17 protein-coding genes are annotated in these 18,877 nt (G+C 59.5%); 7 read left to right on the top strand and 10 right to left on the bottom strand.

From position 1 onward, the window contains the following. Window positions 1-156: 156 nt before the first annotated feature. Window positions 157-2,574, bottom strand: a complete 2,418-nt coding sequence (gene gyrB / locus ACR1XY_RS15305; RefSeq protein ID WP_480594478.1) for a DNA topoisomerase (ATP-hydrolyzing) subunit B — start codon at window positions 2,572-2,574, stop codon at window positions 157-159. 102 nt (window positions 2,575-2,676) lie between these two features. Further along, window positions 2,677-3,249: a TetR/AcrR family transcriptional regulator gene (locus ACR1XY_RS15300; RefSeq protein ID WP_480594477.1), complete on the bottom strand. Its 573-nt coding sequence runs from the start codon at window positions 3,247-3,249 to the stop codon at window positions 2,677-2,679. Window positions 3,250-3,349: 100 nt separating this feature from the next. On the opposite strand from ACR1XY_RS15300, the gene ACR1XY_RS15295 reads away from it, so the two are divergent. After that, window positions 3,350-3,916 carry a carboxymuconolactone decarboxylase family protein gene (locus tag ACR1XY_RS15295; RefSeq protein WP_480594476.1) on the top strand — a complete coding sequence of 189 codons (567 nt, stop codon included), beginning with the start codon at window positions 3,350-3,352 and terminating at the stop codon, window positions 3,914-3,916. Here the strand turns inward: ACR1XY_RS15295 and recF are convergent. The 7 genes from recF to ACR1XY_RS15260 all read right to left on the bottom strand — a co-directional run bounded on the left by recF (window position 3,913) and on the right by ACR1XY_RS15260 (window position 11,176). Further along, complete coding sequence (recF, locus tag ACR1XY_RS15290; RefSeq protein WP_480594475.1) at window positions 3,913-5,010, bottom strand: DNA replication/repair protein RecF; 1,098 nt, start codon at window positions 5,008-5,010, stop codon at window positions 3,913-3,915. The genes ACR1XY_RS15295 and recF overlap by 4 nt on opposite strands. Window positions 5,011-5,049: 39 nt before the next feature. Beyond that, window positions 5,050-6,171, bottom strand: a complete 1,122-nt coding sequence (gene dnaN / locus ACR1XY_RS15285; protein WP_480594474.1) for a DNA polymerase III subunit beta — start codon at window positions 6,169-6,171, stop codon at window positions 5,050-5,052. A gap of 226 nt (window positions 6,172-6,397) precedes the next feature. Then, window positions 6,398-7,795 carry a chromosomal replication initiator protein DnaA gene (gene dnaA / locus ACR1XY_RS15280; protein WP_480594473.1) on the bottom strand — a complete coding sequence of 466 codons (1,398 nt, stop codon included), beginning with the start codon at window positions 7,793-7,795 and terminating at the stop codon, window positions 6,398-6,400. Window positions 7,796-8,353: 558 nt separating this feature from the next. Further along, window positions 8,354-8,617 (bottom strand): 30S ribosomal protein S20, encoded by a 264-nt coding sequence (gene rpsT / locus ACR1XY_RS15275; protein WP_058282200.1) that lies wholly within the window; start codon window positions 8,615-8,617, stop codon window positions 8,354-8,356. A 226-nt stretch (window positions 8,618-8,843) separates the two neighbouring features. Next, a complete protein-coding gene (locus ACR1XY_RS15270; RefSeq protein WP_480594472.1) occupies window positions 8,844-9,620 on the bottom strand; it encodes an enoyl-CoA hydratase in 777 nt (258 codons plus the stop codon). Window positions 9,621-9,686: 66 nt separating this feature from the next. Next, the gene (mutM, locus tag ACR1XY_RS15265) at window positions 9,687-10,538 is read right to left on the bottom strand and encodes a bifunctional DNA-formamidopyrimidine glycosylase/DNA-(apurinic or apyrimidinic site) lyase (RefSeq protein WP_480594471.1); all 852 of its coding nucleotides are present in this window, start codon (window positions 10,536-10,538) and stop codon (window positions 9,687-9,689) included. Further along, complete coding sequence (locus ACR1XY_RS15260) at window positions 10,496-11,176, bottom strand: hypothetical protein (RefSeq protein ID WP_480594470.1); 681 nt, start codon at window positions 11,174-11,176, stop codon at window positions 10,496-10,498. The genes mutM and ACR1XY_RS15260 overlap by 43 nt, the downstream gene beginning before the upstream one ends. A 165-nt stretch (window positions 11,177-11,341) precedes the next feature. On the opposite strand from ACR1XY_RS15260, the gene ubiE reads away from it, so the two are divergent. Continuing rightward, window positions 11,342-12,094 (top strand): bifunctional demethylmenaquinone methyltransferase/2-methoxy-6-polyprenyl-1,4-benzoquinol methylase UbiE, encoded by a 753-nt coding sequence (gene ubiE, locus ACR1XY_RS15255; RefSeq protein WP_480594469.1) that lies wholly within the window; start codon window positions 11,342-11,344, stop codon window positions 12,092-12,094. Between the two features lie 3 nt (window positions 12,095-12,097). Further along, a complete protein-coding gene (gene ubiB, locus ACR1XY_RS15250; protein WP_480594468.1) occupies window positions 12,098-13,627 on the top strand; it encodes a 2-polyprenylphenol 6-hydroxylase in 1,530 nt (509 codons plus the stop codon). 96 nt (window positions 13,628-13,723) lie between these two features. On the opposite strand, the gene ACR1XY_RS15245 is transcribed toward ubiB, so the two are convergent. Then, on the bottom strand, window positions 13,724-14,899 hold the full coding sequence (locus tag ACR1XY_RS15245) for an acetyl-CoA C-acyltransferase family protein (RefSeq protein WP_480594467.1): 1,176 nt from the start codon (window positions 14,897-14,899) through the stop codon (window positions 13,724-13,726). A 117-nt stretch (window positions 14,900-15,016) separates the two neighbouring features. Between ACR1XY_RS15245 and ACR1XY_RS15240 the strand changes: the two genes are divergently transcribed. From ACR1XY_RS15240 to tdh, 4 genes are all read left to right on the top strand, one after another. Further along, window positions 15,017-15,580, top strand: a complete 564-nt coding sequence (locus ACR1XY_RS15240; RefSeq protein ID WP_480594466.1) for a helix-turn-helix domain-containing protein — start codon at window positions 15,017-15,019, stop codon at window positions 15,578-15,580. Window positions 15,581-15,688: 108 nt separating this feature from the next. Next, complete coding sequence (locus ACR1XY_RS15235; protein ID WP_480594465.1) at window positions 15,689-16,876, top strand: glycine C-acetyltransferase; 1,188 nt, start codon at window positions 15,689-15,691, stop codon at window positions 16,874-16,876. Further along, on the top strand, window positions 16,873-17,823 hold the full coding sequence (locus ACR1XY_RS15230; RefSeq protein ID WP_480594464.1) for a PLP-dependent cysteine synthase family protein: 951 nt from the start codon (window positions 16,873-16,875) through the stop codon (window positions 17,821-17,823). The genes ACR1XY_RS15235 and ACR1XY_RS15230 overlap by 4 nt, the downstream gene beginning before the upstream one ends. Window positions 17,824-17,842: 19 nt before the next feature. Continuing rightward, window positions 17,843-18,871 (top strand): L-threonine 3-dehydrogenase, encoded by a 1,029-nt coding sequence (tdh, locus tag ACR1XY_RS15225; RefSeq protein WP_480594481.1) that lies wholly within the window; start codon window positions 17,843-17,845, stop codon window positions 18,869-18,871. The last annotated feature ends 6 nt before the right edge of the window (window positions 18,872-18,877 follow it).

Here is an 18,877-nt window from a genome sequence, read left to right as displayed (position 1 = left end):
AGAAAGGCTCTAAACGCGCCATCTGCGCGTCTGTAAGCCAGAAAAGATCAGACATGTTCACCGCTCGTTTTCGAACCGTGAATCACGCCGCAATACGGAAATCAATGGGTCCTGAGCCTAGGCAAAATGCAAAGCTATGCGCGCACCTACAACAGGCTAGAAATCCAGGTTTTCGACGCTCAATGCGTTTTGCTGGATGAACTCACGGCGCGGTTCCACCACGTCACCCATCAATTTGGTGAACAGATCGTCAGCCTCGACCATATCATCCACTCGCACCTGCAACAGCGTGCGGGCATCTGGGTCCAGAGTGGTTTCCCACAGCTGATCAGGGTTCATTTCACCCAGCCCTTTATACCGCTGCAGTGACAGACCCTTTTCGCCTTCTTCCAGAATGGCCCGCAACAGATCCAGCGGGCCGTGAATGACCTGAGACCGATCGCGACGGACCAGTGTCGCAGGGGTGTTGTAAACCTCTTGTAGGCTCTGAGTGAAACTGCCTGTCTTGCGCGCTTCACCCGAACGGAGCATCGGGCCGTCCAGCGTGCGGACCTCTTCCACACCGCGCAGAATACGGGCCAGGCGGATACCGTGATCTTGCGTGATCCGCCCTTGCCAGCCGCGCTCGTATTCCAGCGCGATCAGATCGAGACGGGCAGCGACCTTGTCGGCCACGCCTTGCAAATCGGCATCGACCGCGCCGGGCACGAAGGCCCCTGCCACGGCGGCCTGTTCCAGAATGTGGCGCGGGTAGTGGGTTGGGAAGGCATCCAGCACGCGCTTCAGCTGCCGTGCCTCGTCGACCACACGGGTCAGATCCTGACCGATAATCTCTTCGCCCGAGCCGAGCTTCAGCACTGCGCCTTCAACACCCTGATTGATCAGGTAATCGTCCAACGCCGCCTGATCCTTCAGGTAAACTTCTGATTTGCCACGCGAAACTTTATAAAGCGGAGGCTGGGCAATATAGAGAAATCCACCTTCAATCAGCTCCGGCATCTGCCGATAGAAGAAAGTCAGCAGCAGCGTCCGGATATGTGCGCCATCCACGTCGGCGTCGGTCATGATGACGATCTTGTGGTAGCGCAGCTTTTCGATGTTGAACTCATCGCGGCCAATGCCGGTGCCCAGCGCCATCACGAGGTTACCGATTTCCTGGCTCGACAGCATCCGGTCAAACCGCGCCCGTTCGACGTTCAGGATCTTGCCGCGCAGGGGCAAAACAGCCTGTGTCAGCCGGTCCCGACCCGTCTGCGCCGACCCACCGGCTGAGTCTCCCTCGACCAGGAAGACTTCGGTCTTGGACGGGTCTTTTTCAGAGCAGTCCTTCAGCTTGCCGGCCAGATAGTTCACATCCATCGCGGTCTTGCGGCGGGTCAGTTCGCGCGCCTTGCGGGCAGCTTCACGGGCCAGAGCAGCCTCGATGATCTTGCCGACGATGGCCTTGGCCTCGTTCGGGTTTTCCTCGAACCACTCGGCCAGTTTTTCGTTCATCAGACCTTCGACCGCCGGACGTACCTCGGAGGACACCAGCTTGTCCTTGGTCTGGGACGAGAATTTCGGATCGGGTACCTTGACCGACAATACGCAGGTCAGCCCCTCGCGCGCATCGTCGCCGGTAAAACTGACCTTTTCCTTTTTCGCAATACCGCTGGATTGCGCGTAGTTGTTGATCGTCCGGGTCAGGGCGCCGCGAAAACCGGCCACGTGGGTACCACCATCGCGCTGTGGGATATTGTTGGTGAAAGGCAGCACCGTCTCATGATAGCTGTCATTCCACCACATCGCGATTTCCACGCCGATATCGTCGCGTTCACCCTTTATATAGATCGGCTCGGGCATCGCAGGGGTCTTGGACCGGTCGAGGTATTTGACGAATTCCTTGACGCCGCCTTCATAAAACAGTTCGGTTTCCAGCCGCTCAGCGGGGCGTTCATCAATGAGGATGATCCGGACACCCGAGTTCAGGAAGGCCAGCTCGCGCAGGCGTCTTTCCAGCGTCTCAAACGAGAATTCGAGGTTCGAGAACGTGTCGGTCGAGGCCAGAAACCGTACCTCGGTCCCGGTGCGGTCACCGCATTCTCCGACGACTTTTAGATGTTCTGCCGTCTCACCGCCCTCAAAACGCGCGACGTGTTCCTTGCCAGCGCGCCAGATACGCAGTTCCAGCCAATTCGATAGCGCATTTACCACCGACACGCCCACGCCGTGCAGACCACCCGATACCTTGTAAGAGTTGCTGTCAAACTTACCGCCAGCATGCAGCTGGGTCATGATGACCTCGGCGGCCGAGACACCCTCTTCCGGGTGAATGTCCACCGGAATTCCGCGCCCATTATCACTGACCGAGACGCTGGAATCTGCGTGAATTTTCACAGTCACATGGTCGGCGTGACCGGCCAGCGCCTCGTCAATTCCGTTGTCCACGACCTCATACACCATATGGTGCAGACCCGAGCCATCATCCGTGTCCCCGATATACATACCAGGGCGTTTGCGAACCGCCTCTAAGCCTTTGAGAACTTTAATGGAATCAGCGCCGTATTCTTGTGGTGCCTGTGCGTCTTCGGACATGCCGTTAGTACCTATATTATTTTGGTAACTTATACGTTTTCTGGTGGGGAATGTCACGCGCTCCCCCAATATTTTGTGGTTCTGACCGGCTTTATTTGCCGATCAAAGCCGATCAAGGTCTGCTGCGATATCCTCGGCGATTTCTACCGCGTTCACATCGTCGCGTTCGGCTGACAATCGCAGGCCCAGAAGGTCGGATTGGTACCGCGCGGCAAGACGACCCGGGTTGTGATCCGGCCCAATCTCACCGGCCTCTTGCGCGCGACGAAACAGGTCTGCGAAACAGGTTTTCATCGCGACCATATAGGCGCGCGCCTGACCGGCCAGATCATGATCTTTGGCCTGCAATTCGGCATAGGTCTTGGCCAACATGCAGGCTTTGGTCGGCAGGCACGACGCCTCGACCACACGACGCGGCTGAGCCTTAAGCGCACCAAGCGGACCCAGTTCCTCTGCCAATGCCATCATATTTGCGACCCCGTCCTGCGCATACCGTTCCAACGCCAACCCATAGAGCGCATCTTTCGACCCGAACGCTGCGTAGAAGCTGCCCGGCTTCAGTTTCAGCTCATGCTCCAGATCTTTCAGTGACGTTCCGGCCCAGCCGTGACGCCAGAAGATATCACGGGCCTGCGCGATCAGTGCTTCGCGGTCATAAGAAGGTTTGCGGGGCATTGTCTTCACCAATTCTTGAACGTTCGCTCAAATATATACTTGAGCGATCACTCAAGAAACCCTAAATACAACTCATCACGCCAGAAACAGGAGTTCCGACATGGCCAATTTCCCGTCTCATGACCTCGAATCCGCCCCCGATGGTTCCAAACCGCTGCTCGAGAAATCTCAGGCCGCATTCGGCCGCCTGCCCGGCCTGCACAAGGTGATGGCCGAAAGCCCGCAGCATCTGGAAGGCTATCAGGTTCTGCACGGCCTGTTCATGCAGACCGATTTCGACAATGAGGAAAAAACCGTCGTCTGGCAGACCATAAACGTGGAAAACGAGTGCCACTACTGTGTGCCCGCCCACACCGGCATCGCCAAAATGATGAAGGTCTCGGACGAGATCACCGAGGCCTTGCGCAATGAAACTCCGCTGCCGAGCGCCAAGCTCGAAGCGCTCCGCACCTTCACCCTGCAAGTGATGGAGACCCGCGGCAACCCGACCGAGGAACAGTTGCAGGCGTTCTTTGACGTCGGTTACTCGCACCGCGCAGTTCTGGACGTGGTGCTGGGTTTGGCGCAAAAAACCATGTCGAACTACGTCAACCACATGGCAAAAACACCGGTGGATGAGGTCATGCGCGGCTTCTTGTGGGAACGCAAAGTCAGCGAACCAGCCTAAGCGGTCACGACCGAGCCCTCAGCGCCTTCGGTAACGATCAGCGTTTGGGCTCGCCCCCCCAATTCCGCAAAAAGTTCAGGCCCGGTGCCCGTCATCCAGGCCTGAGCCCCCAACGCGCAAATCTCATCATAAAGCGCGGCACGTCGCCCGGCGTCCAAATGCGCAGCCACCTCATCCAGCAATACGATCGGCGGCGCACCTACCATTCCGGCCAGTGCCCGTGCATTTGACAGGATCAGGGAAACAAGCAGCGCCTTCTGTTCTCCGGTCGAGCAATCCTTTGCCGGAACCCCTTTCGCAGCGAATACCCCATGTAAGTCCGACCGGTGCGGCCCGACCAGCGTGCGCCCCGCGGCCAGATCTCGGAAACGGTTTTGACTCAGCGCCTCGCGCAGCTCGTCTGCCGACTCAGGCATCGCACCTTCGGTCTGCACCAATTCCAGATCCGCCGAAGGAAAGGCCGTTTCCGCCTGCTCCTGCGCCGCGTGCAGGTGATTCAACGCCGCCAAACGCGCGGTATGAATGCGATGGCCGGTTTCGGCCATCTGCCCTTCAAGCGCCGCATACCAATGCGCATCCCGCACCTGCTCTTTTAGCAAGCGATTCCGTCCGCGCATGGATTTTTCATAGGTCAGAGACGCCTCGGCATGGGTGGGATCAAAGCTCAGCGCAATGCGGTCCAGAAACCGCCGCCGCCCTTCGGCTCCTTCGATCCACAGACGGTCCATCGAGGGGATCAGCCAGACCATTCGCGCCAGTTTGCCCAGATCAATCTGGCTCGCGGCCTTGCCGTCAATCCGAACCTGACGCGCTGCGCCGCCCTCGGACCACGTTTCGATCTCATAGTTCTGGCCCTGAACGTTCAGCAGCCCTGACAGTTTCCAGCCCAGCGCCTCTGGCCGCCGGGTCATCTCGGCCGCACTTGCCCGTCGCATCCCGCGACCAGGCGAGAACAGAGAGACCGCTTCCAGGATATTGGTCTTACCGGCCCCGTTCGGCCCATGAATCACCACTGGCCGCCCGTCCAAGGACAACCGCGCCAGCTTGTGCGATCGGAAATGTGAGACCGTAAGATCGGTCAGGGCCAAACTCATGACCCCTCCCTTTCGTTAAGGATCACCCCGAAGGGTCGATCAGACGCGCATCGGCATGACAACGTAAACCGCGCTTTGATCATTGCCTTCGCGCATCAGGGTCGGATCGCCTGCCGAGTTGAACAGGAACACCGCGTTCTCACGATCCACCTGGCTGGCGATCTCCAGCAGATATTTTGCGTTAAACCCAATCTCGAGCCGTTCGTCGCCATAGGCAACAGCCAGTTCTTCCTCGGCGGCCCCGCTATCAGGTGCATTGACCGACAAGACCAGCTTGTCAGCGTCCAGTTGAAGCTTCACCGCGCGTGAGCGCTCGGACGAAACGGTCGCAACCCGGTCAACGGCCTGTGCGAATTCGGCGGCGTCCACTTCCAACTGGCGCGTGTTGCCCTGCGGGATCACGCGCGTGTAGTCGGGGAAGGTGCCATCGATCACTTTCGAGGTCAGGGTGATATCGGGCGTCGCGAAACGCACCTTGGTTTCGCTGACGGAAACGGCAATATCCATCTCATCATCGTCCAGCAGCTTGCGCAGCTCGCCCACGGTCTTGCGCGGCACGATCACGCCAGGCATATCCGCCGCGCCATCCGGAAGATCGGCGTCGATACGGGCCAGACGGTGGCCATCCGTGGCTACGCAGCGCAGCACCTTGCCGCCTTCGGAACCATCGGCCACATGCATATAGACACCGTTCAGGTAATACCGTGTCTCCTCGGTCGAGATGGCGAATTTCGACTTGTCGAACAGCCGCCGCAGCAGCGCGGCCGAGGCAGAAAAGTTCGACTGATATTCCGAGGACGCCATCACCGGGAAATCCTCTTTCGGCAGCGTCGCCAGCGAGAAGTTCGACCGGCCCGCTTCAACCGTCAGACGCCCAGCGGCACTGTCAGCGGTCAGAGTCACCAGCGCTCCGTCCGGCAATTTGCGCACAATCTCATGCAACGTCGTTGCCGCCACAGTTGTAGCACCTGCCTTCTCAACTTGCGCCGGGGCCTTGTCGACCACTTCGATATCCAGATCGGTGGCACGGAACATGGCCTGATCGCCTTCAGCCTCGATCAACACGTTGGCAAGTATGGGGATGGTGTTGCGACGTTCGACAACAGATTGGGCCTGGGAAACGGCCTTGAGAAGGGTGCCGCGTTCGATGCTGATCTTCATACCCTCAGTTCCTCTGACTTGCGTACCGACATGGGCGGGACTGGCACGTTAGCGGTTCCACCCTGAGGTACAAGGATTTTTTACGGTTTTCTGGGGCGGAACGGCCAAAGCGTCAAGGGGCCCGTGGCCGTGCGGGCACAGTTGACGCGCAACCGTGGGCTATAGCGCACAAAAAAGCCCCGGGCACGAAGGTCCGGGGCGTTTCCTGAGGGGCTTGAGGTAAGTCTCAGGCTTCCAGCGCGCGGCGCAGCATTTCCACGTCTTCGGCAATCTGGCCGTCGGTGGTTTTCAACTCTTCGATGCGTTTGACACCATGCATGACCGTAGTGTGGTCACGCCCGCCAAAGCGGCGGCCGATCTCGGGCAGCGACCGGCTGGTGAGCTGCTTGCACAGATACATCGCCACCTGACGCGGGCGGGCATAAGACCGCAGGCGTTTGGGGCCAATGATGTCTGACAGGCGAATATTGTAATAGTCCGACACTTTACGCTGAATCTCTTCGACGGTGATCTTGCGCTCGGACGCACGCAGCACGTCGGCCAGACAATCCTGTGTCAGCTCCATGTCGATCTCACGCCCCACCAGCGAGGCAAATGCGAACAGACGCGTCAGCGCACCTTCCAGCACGCGCACGTTGGTCGAGATGCGTTGAGCAAGAAACTCCAGTACGCCGTCGGCAATTGTCAGGTCGGGATAGGTGCTGCTGTAATGCTGCACCTTGTTTTGCAGGATGCCCAGACGCAGCTCGTAATCGGTCGGGTGCAGGTCCACAACCAAACCGCATTGCAGGCGCGACTTCACGCGCTCTTCCAGATCCTTGATCTCGCCCGGGGCTCGGTCCGCCGAGATAATGATCTGCTTGTTCTGGTCCACCAGCGCGTTGAAGGTGTGAAAGAACTCTTCCTGGGTCGAGTCTTTGCCGGCGATGAACTGCACGTCATCGACCATCAGAACGTCGACCGAGCGGAACAGGTGTTTGAAGTCCATCATCCGGCGTTCACGCAGGGCTCGCACAAAGCGATACATGAACTGCTCTGCCGACAGATACAGCACGTTCAACTCGGGCCGCTTGGTCTTCAGCTCCCATGCGATGGCATGCATCAGGTGGGTTTTACCCAGTCCGACACCGCCATACAGAACCAGCGGATTGAATGTGACGGGACCACCTTCCGAGACACGGCGCGCCGCAGCGTGGGCCAGTTCGTTGGGCTTGCCGACCACAAAGCTGTCAAATGTGAAACGGGCGTCCAATGGCGCAGCCTGCAGCGATTCCAATGCGTCACTTGTCGACTCGGCCTGCTGCGACAGAGATTGGGGTTGCGGTGTGTCCTGAGCGGTCGCGGATGCGGCTTTCGGTTCGTTGGATGGTCGCACCGGCGAATTGGCGGCGACGCGAAAGGCCAGCCGTTGCACCGATTCCCCGGCGGTGTTCATCTCATACAGAATGAGATCCGCAAAATTCTGGCTCACATAGTTGCCCATGAAATTGGTCGGTACCGAGAACACCGCCACGCCATCCTGTAGCTCTTGGAATTCAAGAGGTTCGATCCAGGTGGTGTAGTTGTTCTTGCCGACCGCCTTGAGCAATTTGTTACGCAGTTGTCCCCATTTCTCTTGTGTCATCAAGCGCCTCACGCATCCCATTCTTTATTGGCCTGCCGGCCTTATTACCCAATTCCGGTTACCCGGTTATTTTGCTTTCACTCGCAATAGGGTACCCACACGCCGAACCACGCAGGTCTGGCGAGGCCGTCCCCAAAAAGTCAGCACAGCCTGACATGTGGACACCCAGATACAGGGCGCCCCGTGTGCCGGGTTGCGCATCGCAAACAATATTTTAGACAGGGCTCGGATCTTCGGTCACCCAAAGACCTTTAGCAGATCAACAAACGGGCATTGTCCGTTTGCCAACATTCGTTTCACGACCCTCCTGATGCCCGTCAGTTTGGTCAATGAAACAGCCTGTCCCCCCAAGCGAGTGAATCGCTGACTTAGTGGTAGCAAGAGGCCAAGGCGTACGGCAACGAAACTCTGATGTTGACTCGGGTCTTTCGCCGAAAGAATCTCTCGACTTCGTGAAGACGCGGCTTTCCGGCAACAGCACAAAAAAAGCGCCACGAATTGTGGCGCTTTTGAGAACAATTCAACCGTGAAATGTTGACCCAAGGTCAACCCACGAGTTTAGCCCAGCGCTTTGACCCGGGCCGACAGACGCGACATTTTGCGCGAGGCGGTGTTCTTGTGGAAGACGCCTTTGGTGACGCCGCGCATCAGTTCGGGCTGAGCCGCACGCAGAGCTGCGGTTGCTGCGTCCTTGTCACCGGACGCGATCGCTTCTTCGACTTTGCGCAGGTAGGTGCGGATGCGCGAGCGACGTGCTTTGTTGATTGCGAAGCGCTTGTCGTTCTGACGCGCGCGTTTTTTAGCCTGGGGCGAATTTGCCATGTGTTTCTGACCTTCGTTCGGTACGGTTATATTCGGTTACGCGTCACGGATTATCCGCACCGGATCAGAATCACGGGTGTGAGTCGGGCCAAGCGGGCCGCACGCGCATGTATAGCGGCGCTTGTTACCCAAGATTGCAGGCATTGCCAAGCCGATTCTTTTGTTGTGCATAGCGGGCATGAAAAAGGCGGGCCTAGCCCGCCTGTTCCGATCCCCCGCGTGCGTCTTACTTATCGCGGAACTGGGCGGCGCGTTTTTCCTGAAACGCGGCCATGCCTTCTTTCTGGTCTTCGGTTGCGAACATGGAATGAAAGACGCGGCGTTCGAACAACAGGCCCTCGCTTAGCGTGACTTCATAGCTGCGGTTGACGGCTTCTTTGGCGGCCATTGTGCTCAGCTGGGATTTCTCGGCGATCTTATGGGCTGCCCCAATCGCTTCTTCCACAAGCTTCTTGGCCGGAACCACCCGGCTGACCAGCCCGGCACGTTCGGCTTCTTCGGCATCCATGAAACGGCCGGTCAGGTTCATGTCCATCGCTTTGGACTTGCCGACAAAGCGGGTCAGGCGCTGCGTGCCCCCCAACCCGGCAATGACGCCCAGATTGATTTCAGGCTGGCCGAACTTGGCGGTGTCAGCGGCAATGATGAAGTCGCACAGCATCGCCAGCTCGCACCCGCCGCCCAGCGCGTAACCGGAAACGGCGGCAATGATCGGCTTGCGGATCGCACAGATTCGATCATTGAAATCACCGAACAGATTGGACGCGTAGACGTCGACAAAACTCATCGTGGACATCTCTTTGATATCCGCGCCAGCCGCAAAGGCTTTGTCCGAGCCGGTGATGATGATGCAACGCACCTTGTCGTTCTGGTCCGCATCTTCAAGCGCCGAGCAAAGCTCCTGCGTGAGCTGTGAGTTCAGCGCATTCATTGCATCAGGTCTGTCGAGCTTGATAAGTGCGACGTGGTCTTCGATTTCGACGATGATCGTCTCAAAAGCCATGAGGTGTAAGCTTCCGGTTGTTCCGTTCAGATACGATTCCTTATCACGCGAGGAAGCTGGATCAAGTTATCTTTGGCATTGCGCGCAATAGAAGGATGAGCGACCGGACTGGGTGATTCTTTTGACGACCGCGTCGCAGCCTTCGGTGCGGCAGGGCTCGCCCTCGCGGCCATAAACGTCAAAGCTGTGCTGAAAATATCCAAGTTCTCCATCGGCTTGGCGGAAATCGCGCAGGGATGAACCGCCCGCCTCGATGGCATCCTGCAGCACCTGTCGGATGATCGGAACCAGAGCCGCGACTCGTGCCGCAGAAATCTGCCCGGCTTTGCGACGTGGCGACACACCCGCGCGATAAAGCGCCTCGCAGACGTAGATATTGCCCAATCCGGCAACGATTCCCTGATCCAGCAGCGCCGATTTAACCGGGGAGTTCTTGCCCCTGAATGCGTCGATCAGATGCTGCTCGTGAAAATCATTGCCCAGCGGCTCGGGGCCCAGAACCGACAAAAGCTTATGCTGCTCGGCGGTCGCCGTCGGCAGCAGGTCCATCGCGCCGAACCGACGCGGATCGTTGAAAGTCACCCGCGCGCCATTGGCCATGTGGAAAATCACGTGGTCATGTTTCTCGGGCATCGGATGTTCACGCACAAACTGTCCAAGAGGATCGCCCGACACCGTCATGCGCCCGGACATGCCCAGATGGATCAGCAAGGTCTCACCACTACTGAGATCGGCCAGGATGTATTTCGAGCGTCGCCGCAGCCGATCCACCTGCTGCCCGGTCAGCCGTTCGGCCATGCGGTCGGGGAAGGGCCAGCGCAAATCGGGACGGTTTACATCCGCCCGTTCGATCACCACACCCTCCATCGCAGGCGTCAGCCCGCGGCGGACCGTTTCGACTTCGGGAAGTTCCGGCATGTGCTCTCCTGATTTGCCGCAAGCGCATCCTCAAACGCCCGCACCATTTCATCATGTCCGGTTACATATTTCAGAATCCGCGCCGTCTTCCCATCTGAAAAACGCAGCACATAGGTTCCGCGGTGGCGAAGGCTGATTTTGGTCAGCTTTGTCAGGTCAAAATGCCGCCGCTGAAACAGCGGAGCCATCATGACCAGTTCACCCCCGTCAATCGTGATGACATTGGCAATATGAAAGATCAGCGTGTAGATCACCAAAGCCAACAGGGTAAGCTTGACCGCCACAATCGCTTCGGGGTTCTGCAGCGGGATGGCCTCTTCGAATTCTCCCAGATCGGGCCGCACAAAACCCACATAGAAATAGATGGTTAGAACCAGGATCGTCACCACTATCGCGCCGGGAGCCGTGCGAAAGGTTTTGCGCGTCAGAGTCTGTTGCGCCGGTCTGTCGCTGCCCGCGCGCAGCATAGCCTCGTGAACAACGTCATTTGGATAGTGCCGGGCCAGTGCATCCACCTTGCCTCCCAGCCCTTCGGCACGGTACACCCGCAGGATCGTGCAAAAGACAGCCCTGATCCGCCAGCCAAAAAACAAAATCACTAAAACTATGGACAGCAAAGCTGCGAGAATGCTTGCCAACAGGACATCTCCGAGGTCTGGAACACCTGATCCCGTCATAGGCCGGGACTAAGGAAAATCTGTGACGCGCCCTTCAATTCGTCGCCCCTGCTACCTTTTCGCGCGATTGTCTTCCCGGCGCGGGGGCCTATAAGGATGAGCAACACAGGCAAAGGCGTCCTTTCAATGTCCGACAATAGCGACAAGACCACACATTTCGGGTTCGAAACCGTACGCGAGGCTGACAAGGCCGGGCGTGTGCAGGGCGTGTTTAATTCGGTCGCCTCGAAATACGACGTGATGAACGACGTCATGTCGATGGGCATCCACCGGGTCTGGAAAGACGCGATGATGGACTGGTTGGCGCCGCGCCCCGGTCAACGTCTGCTGGACGTGGCGGGCGGCACCGGCGATATTTCGTTCCGGTTCCTCAAGCGCGCGGGCTATGGCCATGCCACCGTTCTGGACCTGACCGAGCCGATGCTGGTCGAAGGCCGCCAACGCGCCGAGGCCGACCAGATGGCCGACAGTCTGAACTGGGTGGTGGGTGATGCGATGGCCCTGCCATTCGAGGACAACACGTTTGACGTTTACACCATCTCGTTCGGCATCCGAAACGTGACCCGCCCGCAAGAGGCGCTAAACGAGGCGTTCCGCGTGCTGAAGCCCGGTGGCCGCCTGATGGTTCTGGAATTCAGCCAACTGCCGAATGACGGACTGCAAAAACTCTATGACCTCTACAGTTTCAACGTCATCCCCCGGATGGGCAAGCTGATTGCCAACGATTACGACAGCTATCAGTATTTGGTGGAATCGATCCGCAAGTTCCCGGATCAGGAGACGTTTCTGAACATGGTCCGCGCTGCCGGGTTCGAGAACGCCAAATACCGCAATCTCAGCATGGGTATCGCCGCGCTGCATTCCGGCTGGAAGATCTGACTCATGCGTGGCCCTCACAACATCATCCGCCTGATCCGCACAGGCGCAACACTCGAACGCACAGGCGCCATGAACGTGGTGCTGGACGCTTTTGAGGCCCCGCGCGCCCTGCGTTTCGTGGCCCATGCCTTGGGCAAGCCTTTTCAGTGGCTTGGCTACAAAGGCGACCCCAATATGCCGCCCGCCACACGGGCGCTAACGGCGCTGGGCCCGGCCTATATCAAGTTCGGGCAGGTCCTCTCGACCCGCCCCGATGTGGTGGGTAATGAACTGGCGGCCCAGTTGCGCGTGTTGCAGGACAAACTGCCGCCCTTTTCCCGTGCCGAGGCCATGGCCGAAGTGACCAAGGAACTGGGGCAGCCGGTAGATGAGGTGTTCTCGGAATTCAGCGAACCCATCGCCGCAGCCTCTATTGCGCAAGTTCACAAGGCCAAGCTGAGCAGCACCGGCGAGGACGTCGCGGTTAAAGTACTCCGCCCCGGCATCGAACGCGCGTTCCGCAAGGACGTGGATGCATTCTATTTCGCCGCCCGTATCGTCCAGTTGTTCGCCCCCGGCGCGCGCCGCCTGCGCCCGATGGACGTAATCGAGCATTTCGATGGTGTCGTGCGCGGTGAGTTGGACCTGCGTCTAGAAAGCGCCGCCGCCTCGGAATACGCCGCCAACACCAAGGATGACGCCGGGTTCTGGCTGCCCCCCGTGGTGTGGTCCCTATCCGCCCGCCGGGTGATGACGCTCAGTTGGGCTGACGGTATTCCGCTGGGCGAAAACGAAGCCCTCGACGCCGCCGGACACAACCGCCGCGATCTGGCGGAACGGGTTCTGCGCCTGTTCCTGCTGCACGCGCTGCGCGACGGCTATTTCCACGCTGACATGCACCAGGGCAACCTCAAGGTCGCGGCAAATGGTGATATCATTGCCTATGACTACGGCATCATGGGCCATATCGACGAATACACCCGCCGGGTCTATGCCGAGATTCTCTTTGGCTTCATCCGCCGCGACTATAAACGCGTGGCCGAAGTGCATTTCGAGGCCGGGTATGTCCCCGCCAATCAGGATGTCGATGAATTCGCCCGGGCCCTGCGCGCGGTTGGTGAACCGATCTTCGGCATGGACGCCACCCATATCTCGATGGGACGCCTGCTGAACTACCTGTTCGAAGTCACAGAACGGTTCGGCATGGAAACCCGGACCGAACTGATCCTGCTGCAACGCACGATGGTGGTGGTCGAGGGCGTCGCACGATCACTCGATCCACATACGAACATCTGGGAGGTCGCCCGCCCTGTGGTAGAGGATTACATCAAGCAATCCATTGGCCCGCGTGCGGCCCTGCGCGATTTCAGCAAAACTGCGTGGGTTCTGGCGCGTTTCGGCCCGCGCCTGCCGGGTTTGGTCGAAAACGCCCTGATCGCCCAGACGCAGAAGGACGAGCCAGAGAAATCACCTCTGTGGTCCGCCGCCCTGCCCGCCGGTATCGGGGTAGCAGCAGGTGCCGCGCTTGTTCTCTTGCTCAACGCGCTCAGTTAGCACCAACTCGCCCGCTTCACCTGGCCAGAAATACTCGCGAGGGGAATCGCACCCCTCGCGATGGAGGGCAGACAGCCTCCCGGCACGACCCCGTGTTCAGAGTCGCTCGATGGCGATTGCAATCCCTTGCCCGCCACCGATGCACATGGTCACCAGCCCTTTGGTCCCGCCTGTGCGCTCCAGTTCATACAGCGCCTTCAGCGTGATGATCGCCCCGGTTGCCCCAACCGGGTGCCCCAGAGCAATCGCCCCGCCATTCGGATTCACCTTCGACGCATCCAGCCCAAGCTCCTGATTCACCGCCAGAGCCTGCGCCGCAAACGCCTCATTGCTTTCGATCACATCGAAATCGTCTACCGACAGACCGGTTTTGTCCATCAGGTTCCGCACCGCCGGAACGGGCCCAATGCCCATCACCTCGGGGCGGACTCCGGCATGCGCATAACCCAGAATGCGCGCCTTGGGTTTCAACCCGGCCTTCTCGGCCGCTTCTGCCGTGGCCAGAACCATCGCCGCCGCGCCATCATTGATGCCCGAGGCATTGCCAGCCGTCACACGACCGTCCTTCTTGAACACCGGCCGCAACCCGGCCAGCGCCTCGGCCGTGGTGGCCTTGGGGTGTTCGTCAACCTTGAAGTCCACCATGTCCCGCTTGACCTTAACTTGTACGGGCGCGATCTGGCTGTCGAAATATCCCGCCTCGATCGCCGCCGCCGCGCGGGTCTGGCTGGTCATTGCAAAATTGTCCATTTGCTCGCGGCTGATCTGATGCTCATCGGCGACATTCTCGGCAGTTACGCCCATATGACCGGTGCCGAAAGGGCAGTTCAGCGCCCCCAGCATCATGTCCAGCGAGGACACATCGCCCATCTTCGCCCCCCACCGCGCCTGCGGCACGATATACGGGCTGCGCGACATGCTCTCGGCCCCGCCCGCCACGGCGAACTCAGCATCGCCCAGCATCAGGGACTGCACCGCCGAGACAATCGCCTGCGCGCCCGATCCACACAACCGGTTCACATTCATCGCAGGTGTCCCGTTCGGTATCCCCGCCTGCATTGCAGCAACGCGCGACAGGTACATGTCGCGTGGCTCGGTATTGATCACATGACCGAATACAACATGCCCAATTTGGGCACCTTCCACACCCGACCGCTCCAGCGCGGCTTCGGTGGCGACGGTTGCAAGATCGATGGGCGCGGTCGAGGCCAGCGCGCCGCCAAAGGTTCCAATTGCGGTGCGGGCACCGTCCAGCAATACGATATCGGTCATGTCAGTCTCCTCCGGGATTCGGTACCAGTATGCACCTGCAGCATACACATGTCCTATGGGACGTCCCGTCACGGTTGGAATTGACATCTACCCCTTCAAGGCGCAAGAAATTCCGTCATGACGGACAATACTGACGATATCCTGACACTCCTGCCCGCCCGCCTGAAAGAGGCGCGCCGGGCCAAGGGCCTGTCGCTTGAAGCCGTGGCCAATCTCAGCGGCGTATCCCGCTCGATGGTCAGCCAGATCGAACGGGGGGAAAGCAGCCCAACCATCTCGACCCTGTGGAACCTGACCCGCGCCCTGCAGGTCGATTTCGCGGGCTTATTGGAGGAAGCCGACACCGCCGACCAGATCGAGGTCCTGCGCAAAGCCGAAGTGCCCAGCATCGACAATATGGGTCAGAATTGCCGTATCCGCATCCTCTCGCCGCCCGAAGAGGCGGGCGGACATGAGGTCTATGATATCGAGTTCGACACGGGTGGCGCTTTGACAAGCCAGCCCCATGCCCGCGGCGCAAGGGAGCAACTGACGGTGTTGGAAGGCGTGGTCCGTGTGTCCTCGGGCACCGCGTCCCGTGATCTGCAACAGGGCGACACGGCCCGTTACGCGGCGGATGTGGCGCATTCGATTGTCGCCGGCGGCCCGGCCCGCGTGTTCCTGATTGTTAAGAACGCCTGAGGTCAGCTCTTCCGTTTTTGTGGATTTTTTTCCCCTATATTGTATTTCCCCCATTTGGGAATTACATCCGTTATGTTAGACACGCGACTCACATAAACGGAGACCGCCATGGCAGATGCGTTCCTGGCCCACATCACGGACACCCTCGCGCAGATCGAGGCTGAAGGCCTGTACAAACGCGAACGAATGATCACCTCGCCTCAGGGCGGTGAGATCACGGTGGGCGACAAGCAGGTGATCAACCTGTGCGCCAACAACTATCTGGGCCTCGCCGATCACCCCGCCTTGATCGACGCCGCCAAGGGCGCGATGGAGCCCAAAGGGTTCGGCATGGCCTCGGTCCGGTTCATCTGCGGCACACAGGATATTCACCGCGAGCTGGAGCAGAAGCTGGCCAAGTTCCTGAACAAGGACGATGCGATCCTGTTCGCCGCCTGTTTCGATGCCAATGGCGGGCTGTTTGAGCCTTTGTTAGGGCCGGAAGACGCCATCATCTCGGACAGCCTGAACCACGCTTCGATCATCGATGGCGTGCGGCTGTGCAAGGCCAAGCGCTACCGTTACATGAACAACGACATGAATGACCTCGAAGCCTGGCTGAAACAGGCGCGCGAAGACGGGGCGCGGCATATCATGATCGCCACCGACGGCGTTTTTTCGATGGATGGATATCTGGCCAATCTGCCGAAGATTCGCGAACTGGCCGACAAGTACGACGCCATCGTCATGGTCGACGACTGCCACGCGACCGGCTTTATGGGGCCGAACGGTGCAGGCACGCCGGATCATTTCGGCGTCGACATGGACATTCTGACGGGAACTTTGGGCAAGGCACTTGGGGGGGCAATCGGCGGTTACATCGCCGGGCCGCAGCCGGTGATTGATCTGCTGCGGCAGCGGGCGCGGCCCTATCTGTTCTCGAACTCGCTGCCACCCTCCATCGTCGCTGCCGGTCTGGAAGCGATCCGTCTGGTCGAAGAGGGCGACATGCTGCGCGCGCAACTGTTCGGCAACGCCAAATACTGGCGCGCGGGGCTTGAGAAACTGGGCTTTGACCTTTTGCCGGGGGAACACCCGATCATACCGGTGATGCTGGGTGAAGCGAAGCTGGCGCAAAAGATGGCCTCACGGTTGTTTGACGAGGGCGTCTATGTCTCGGGCTTCTTCTTCCCTGTCGTCCCGCGCGGACAGGCACGGATCAGAACGCAGATGAATGCGGCTCTGAACAAGGATGAACTGGACCGCGCGCTGGCCGCCTTTGGCAAGGTCGGCAAAGAACTCGGTGTCATCGAATGATCCTGCCGTCGGTTATCGACACCATTGGCAACACACCTTTGGTTGAGCTGTCGCGCCTGTGCGCGAACTTGAACCTGAACGGGCGTATTGTAGCCAAACTGGATTACCTGCTGCCGGGGTTTTCAAAAAAGGACCGGGCAGCCCGATCCATCATCGAACTGGCGCGCGCCGACGGCACATTGTCACCGGGGCAGACGGTCGTTGAACTGACATCGGGCAATATGGGCACCGGTCTGGCAATTGTCTGCGGCATTCTGGGCCATCCCTTCGTCGCGGTCATGAGCGCTGGAAACTCGGTCGAGCGCGCGCGCATGATGCGGGCTCTGGGGGCTGAAGTCGTGATCGTCCCGCAAGCCGAAGGCAGCAAACCCGGTGAAGTGTCCGGGGCTGATCTGGCATTGGTGGATGAGGCCGCACAGCGCATCACCGCCGAACGCAATGCGTTTCGCGCCGACCAATTCGGTCATTCAGGCAACCCCAAAGCCCATGCTACCGGCACGGGGCCGGAAATCTGGGACCAGTCTGGCGGGTCCGTGACGGCATTCTGCGACTTTGCAGGATCCGGCGGTACTCTGGCCGGGGCCGCGGAATACCTGACCCCGTTGGGTGTGCGCTGCTATGCGGTCGAGCCCGAAGGCGCGCGGGCAATCGCCGGAGAAGCCATCAGCAACCCGGACCACCCAATTCAGGGCGGCGGCTATGCCATGGGAGATCTGATCCACCTGAACGGAACGACCCTGGCCGGACATCTGTCGGTTTCAGGCGACGCGGCTCGGGACGGGGCGCGGTTGCTGGCCCGGACCGAAGGCATTTTTGCGGGATTTTCGGCAGGAGCCAACCTCGCTGCGGCCGTCGACCTGTTGCGCGGTCCGGAAAAAGGCGGCTGCGTAGCGATTGTGATGTGTGACAGCGGTCTCAAATACCTGTCCACCGATTTGTGGGAGTAAACTCATGCGATCGAACACTATGAAAGCACTTGAGAAATCCAAGCCCGAAGAGGGCCTCTGGATGGTACAGGCCCCGGTGCCCGAAATCGGCCCGGAAGAGGTTTTGATCCGCGTCAACAAGACCGGTATCTGCGGCACCGACATCCATATCTGGAACTGGGATGAGTGGGCCGCCGCGACCGTGCCGATTCCAATGATCACGGGCCATGAGTTCGCCGGTGAGATCGTCGAACTCGGGCGCAACGTGACCGGGCTTGAAATCGGTCAGCGCTGTTCCGGCGAAGGCCACCTGATCACCACCGACAGCCGTCAGAGTCGTGCGGGCAAGTTCCATCTGGACCCTGGCACGCGCGGGATCGGCGTGAACGAACAGGGGGCTTTTGCCCAATACCTGAAATTGCCTGCCTTCAACGTCGTGCCTCTGCCGGATGATGTCCCTGATGAGATCGGCGCAATCCTGGATCCGCTGGGAAACGCCGTGCACACCGCGCTCAGCTTCGATCTGCTGGGCGAGGATGTTCTGATCACAGGCGCAGGCCCCATCGGCATCATGGCGGCGGCCGTCGCGCGCCATGCAGGCGCACGGCATGTGGTGATCACCGATATCAACCCGGATCGCCTGAAACTGGCCGAACACGTGGTGCCGACCGTCCGCACTGTCGATGTGTCCAAGGAACACCTGCAGGACATCATAACCGAACTGGGCATGAAGGAAGGCTTCGATGTGGGCCTCGAAATGTCCGGTTCCCAAATCGCGCTGGACCAGATGGTCGAGGCGCTGGTGATGGGCGGAAAGATCGCCCTGCTGGGGATTCCGCCCGGAAAATCTCCGGTCGATTGGTCGCGCATCGTGTTCAAGGCAATCACCATCAAGGGCGTCTATGGGCGCGAGATGTTCGAGACCTGGTACAAGATGATCGCCATGTTGCAGAACGGTCTGGACGTCAGCCGGGTCATCACGCACCAAATGAAAATCGACGATTTCGCCGAAGGCTTTGCCGCGATGAAATCTGGCCGGTCGGGCAAGGTGGTGCTGGACTGGACCTGACGCTCT

This window comes from Ruegeria sp. AD11(2025) (assembly GCF_056542405.1).
This window is presented reverse-complemented; position numbering and strand designations above follow the sequence as displayed.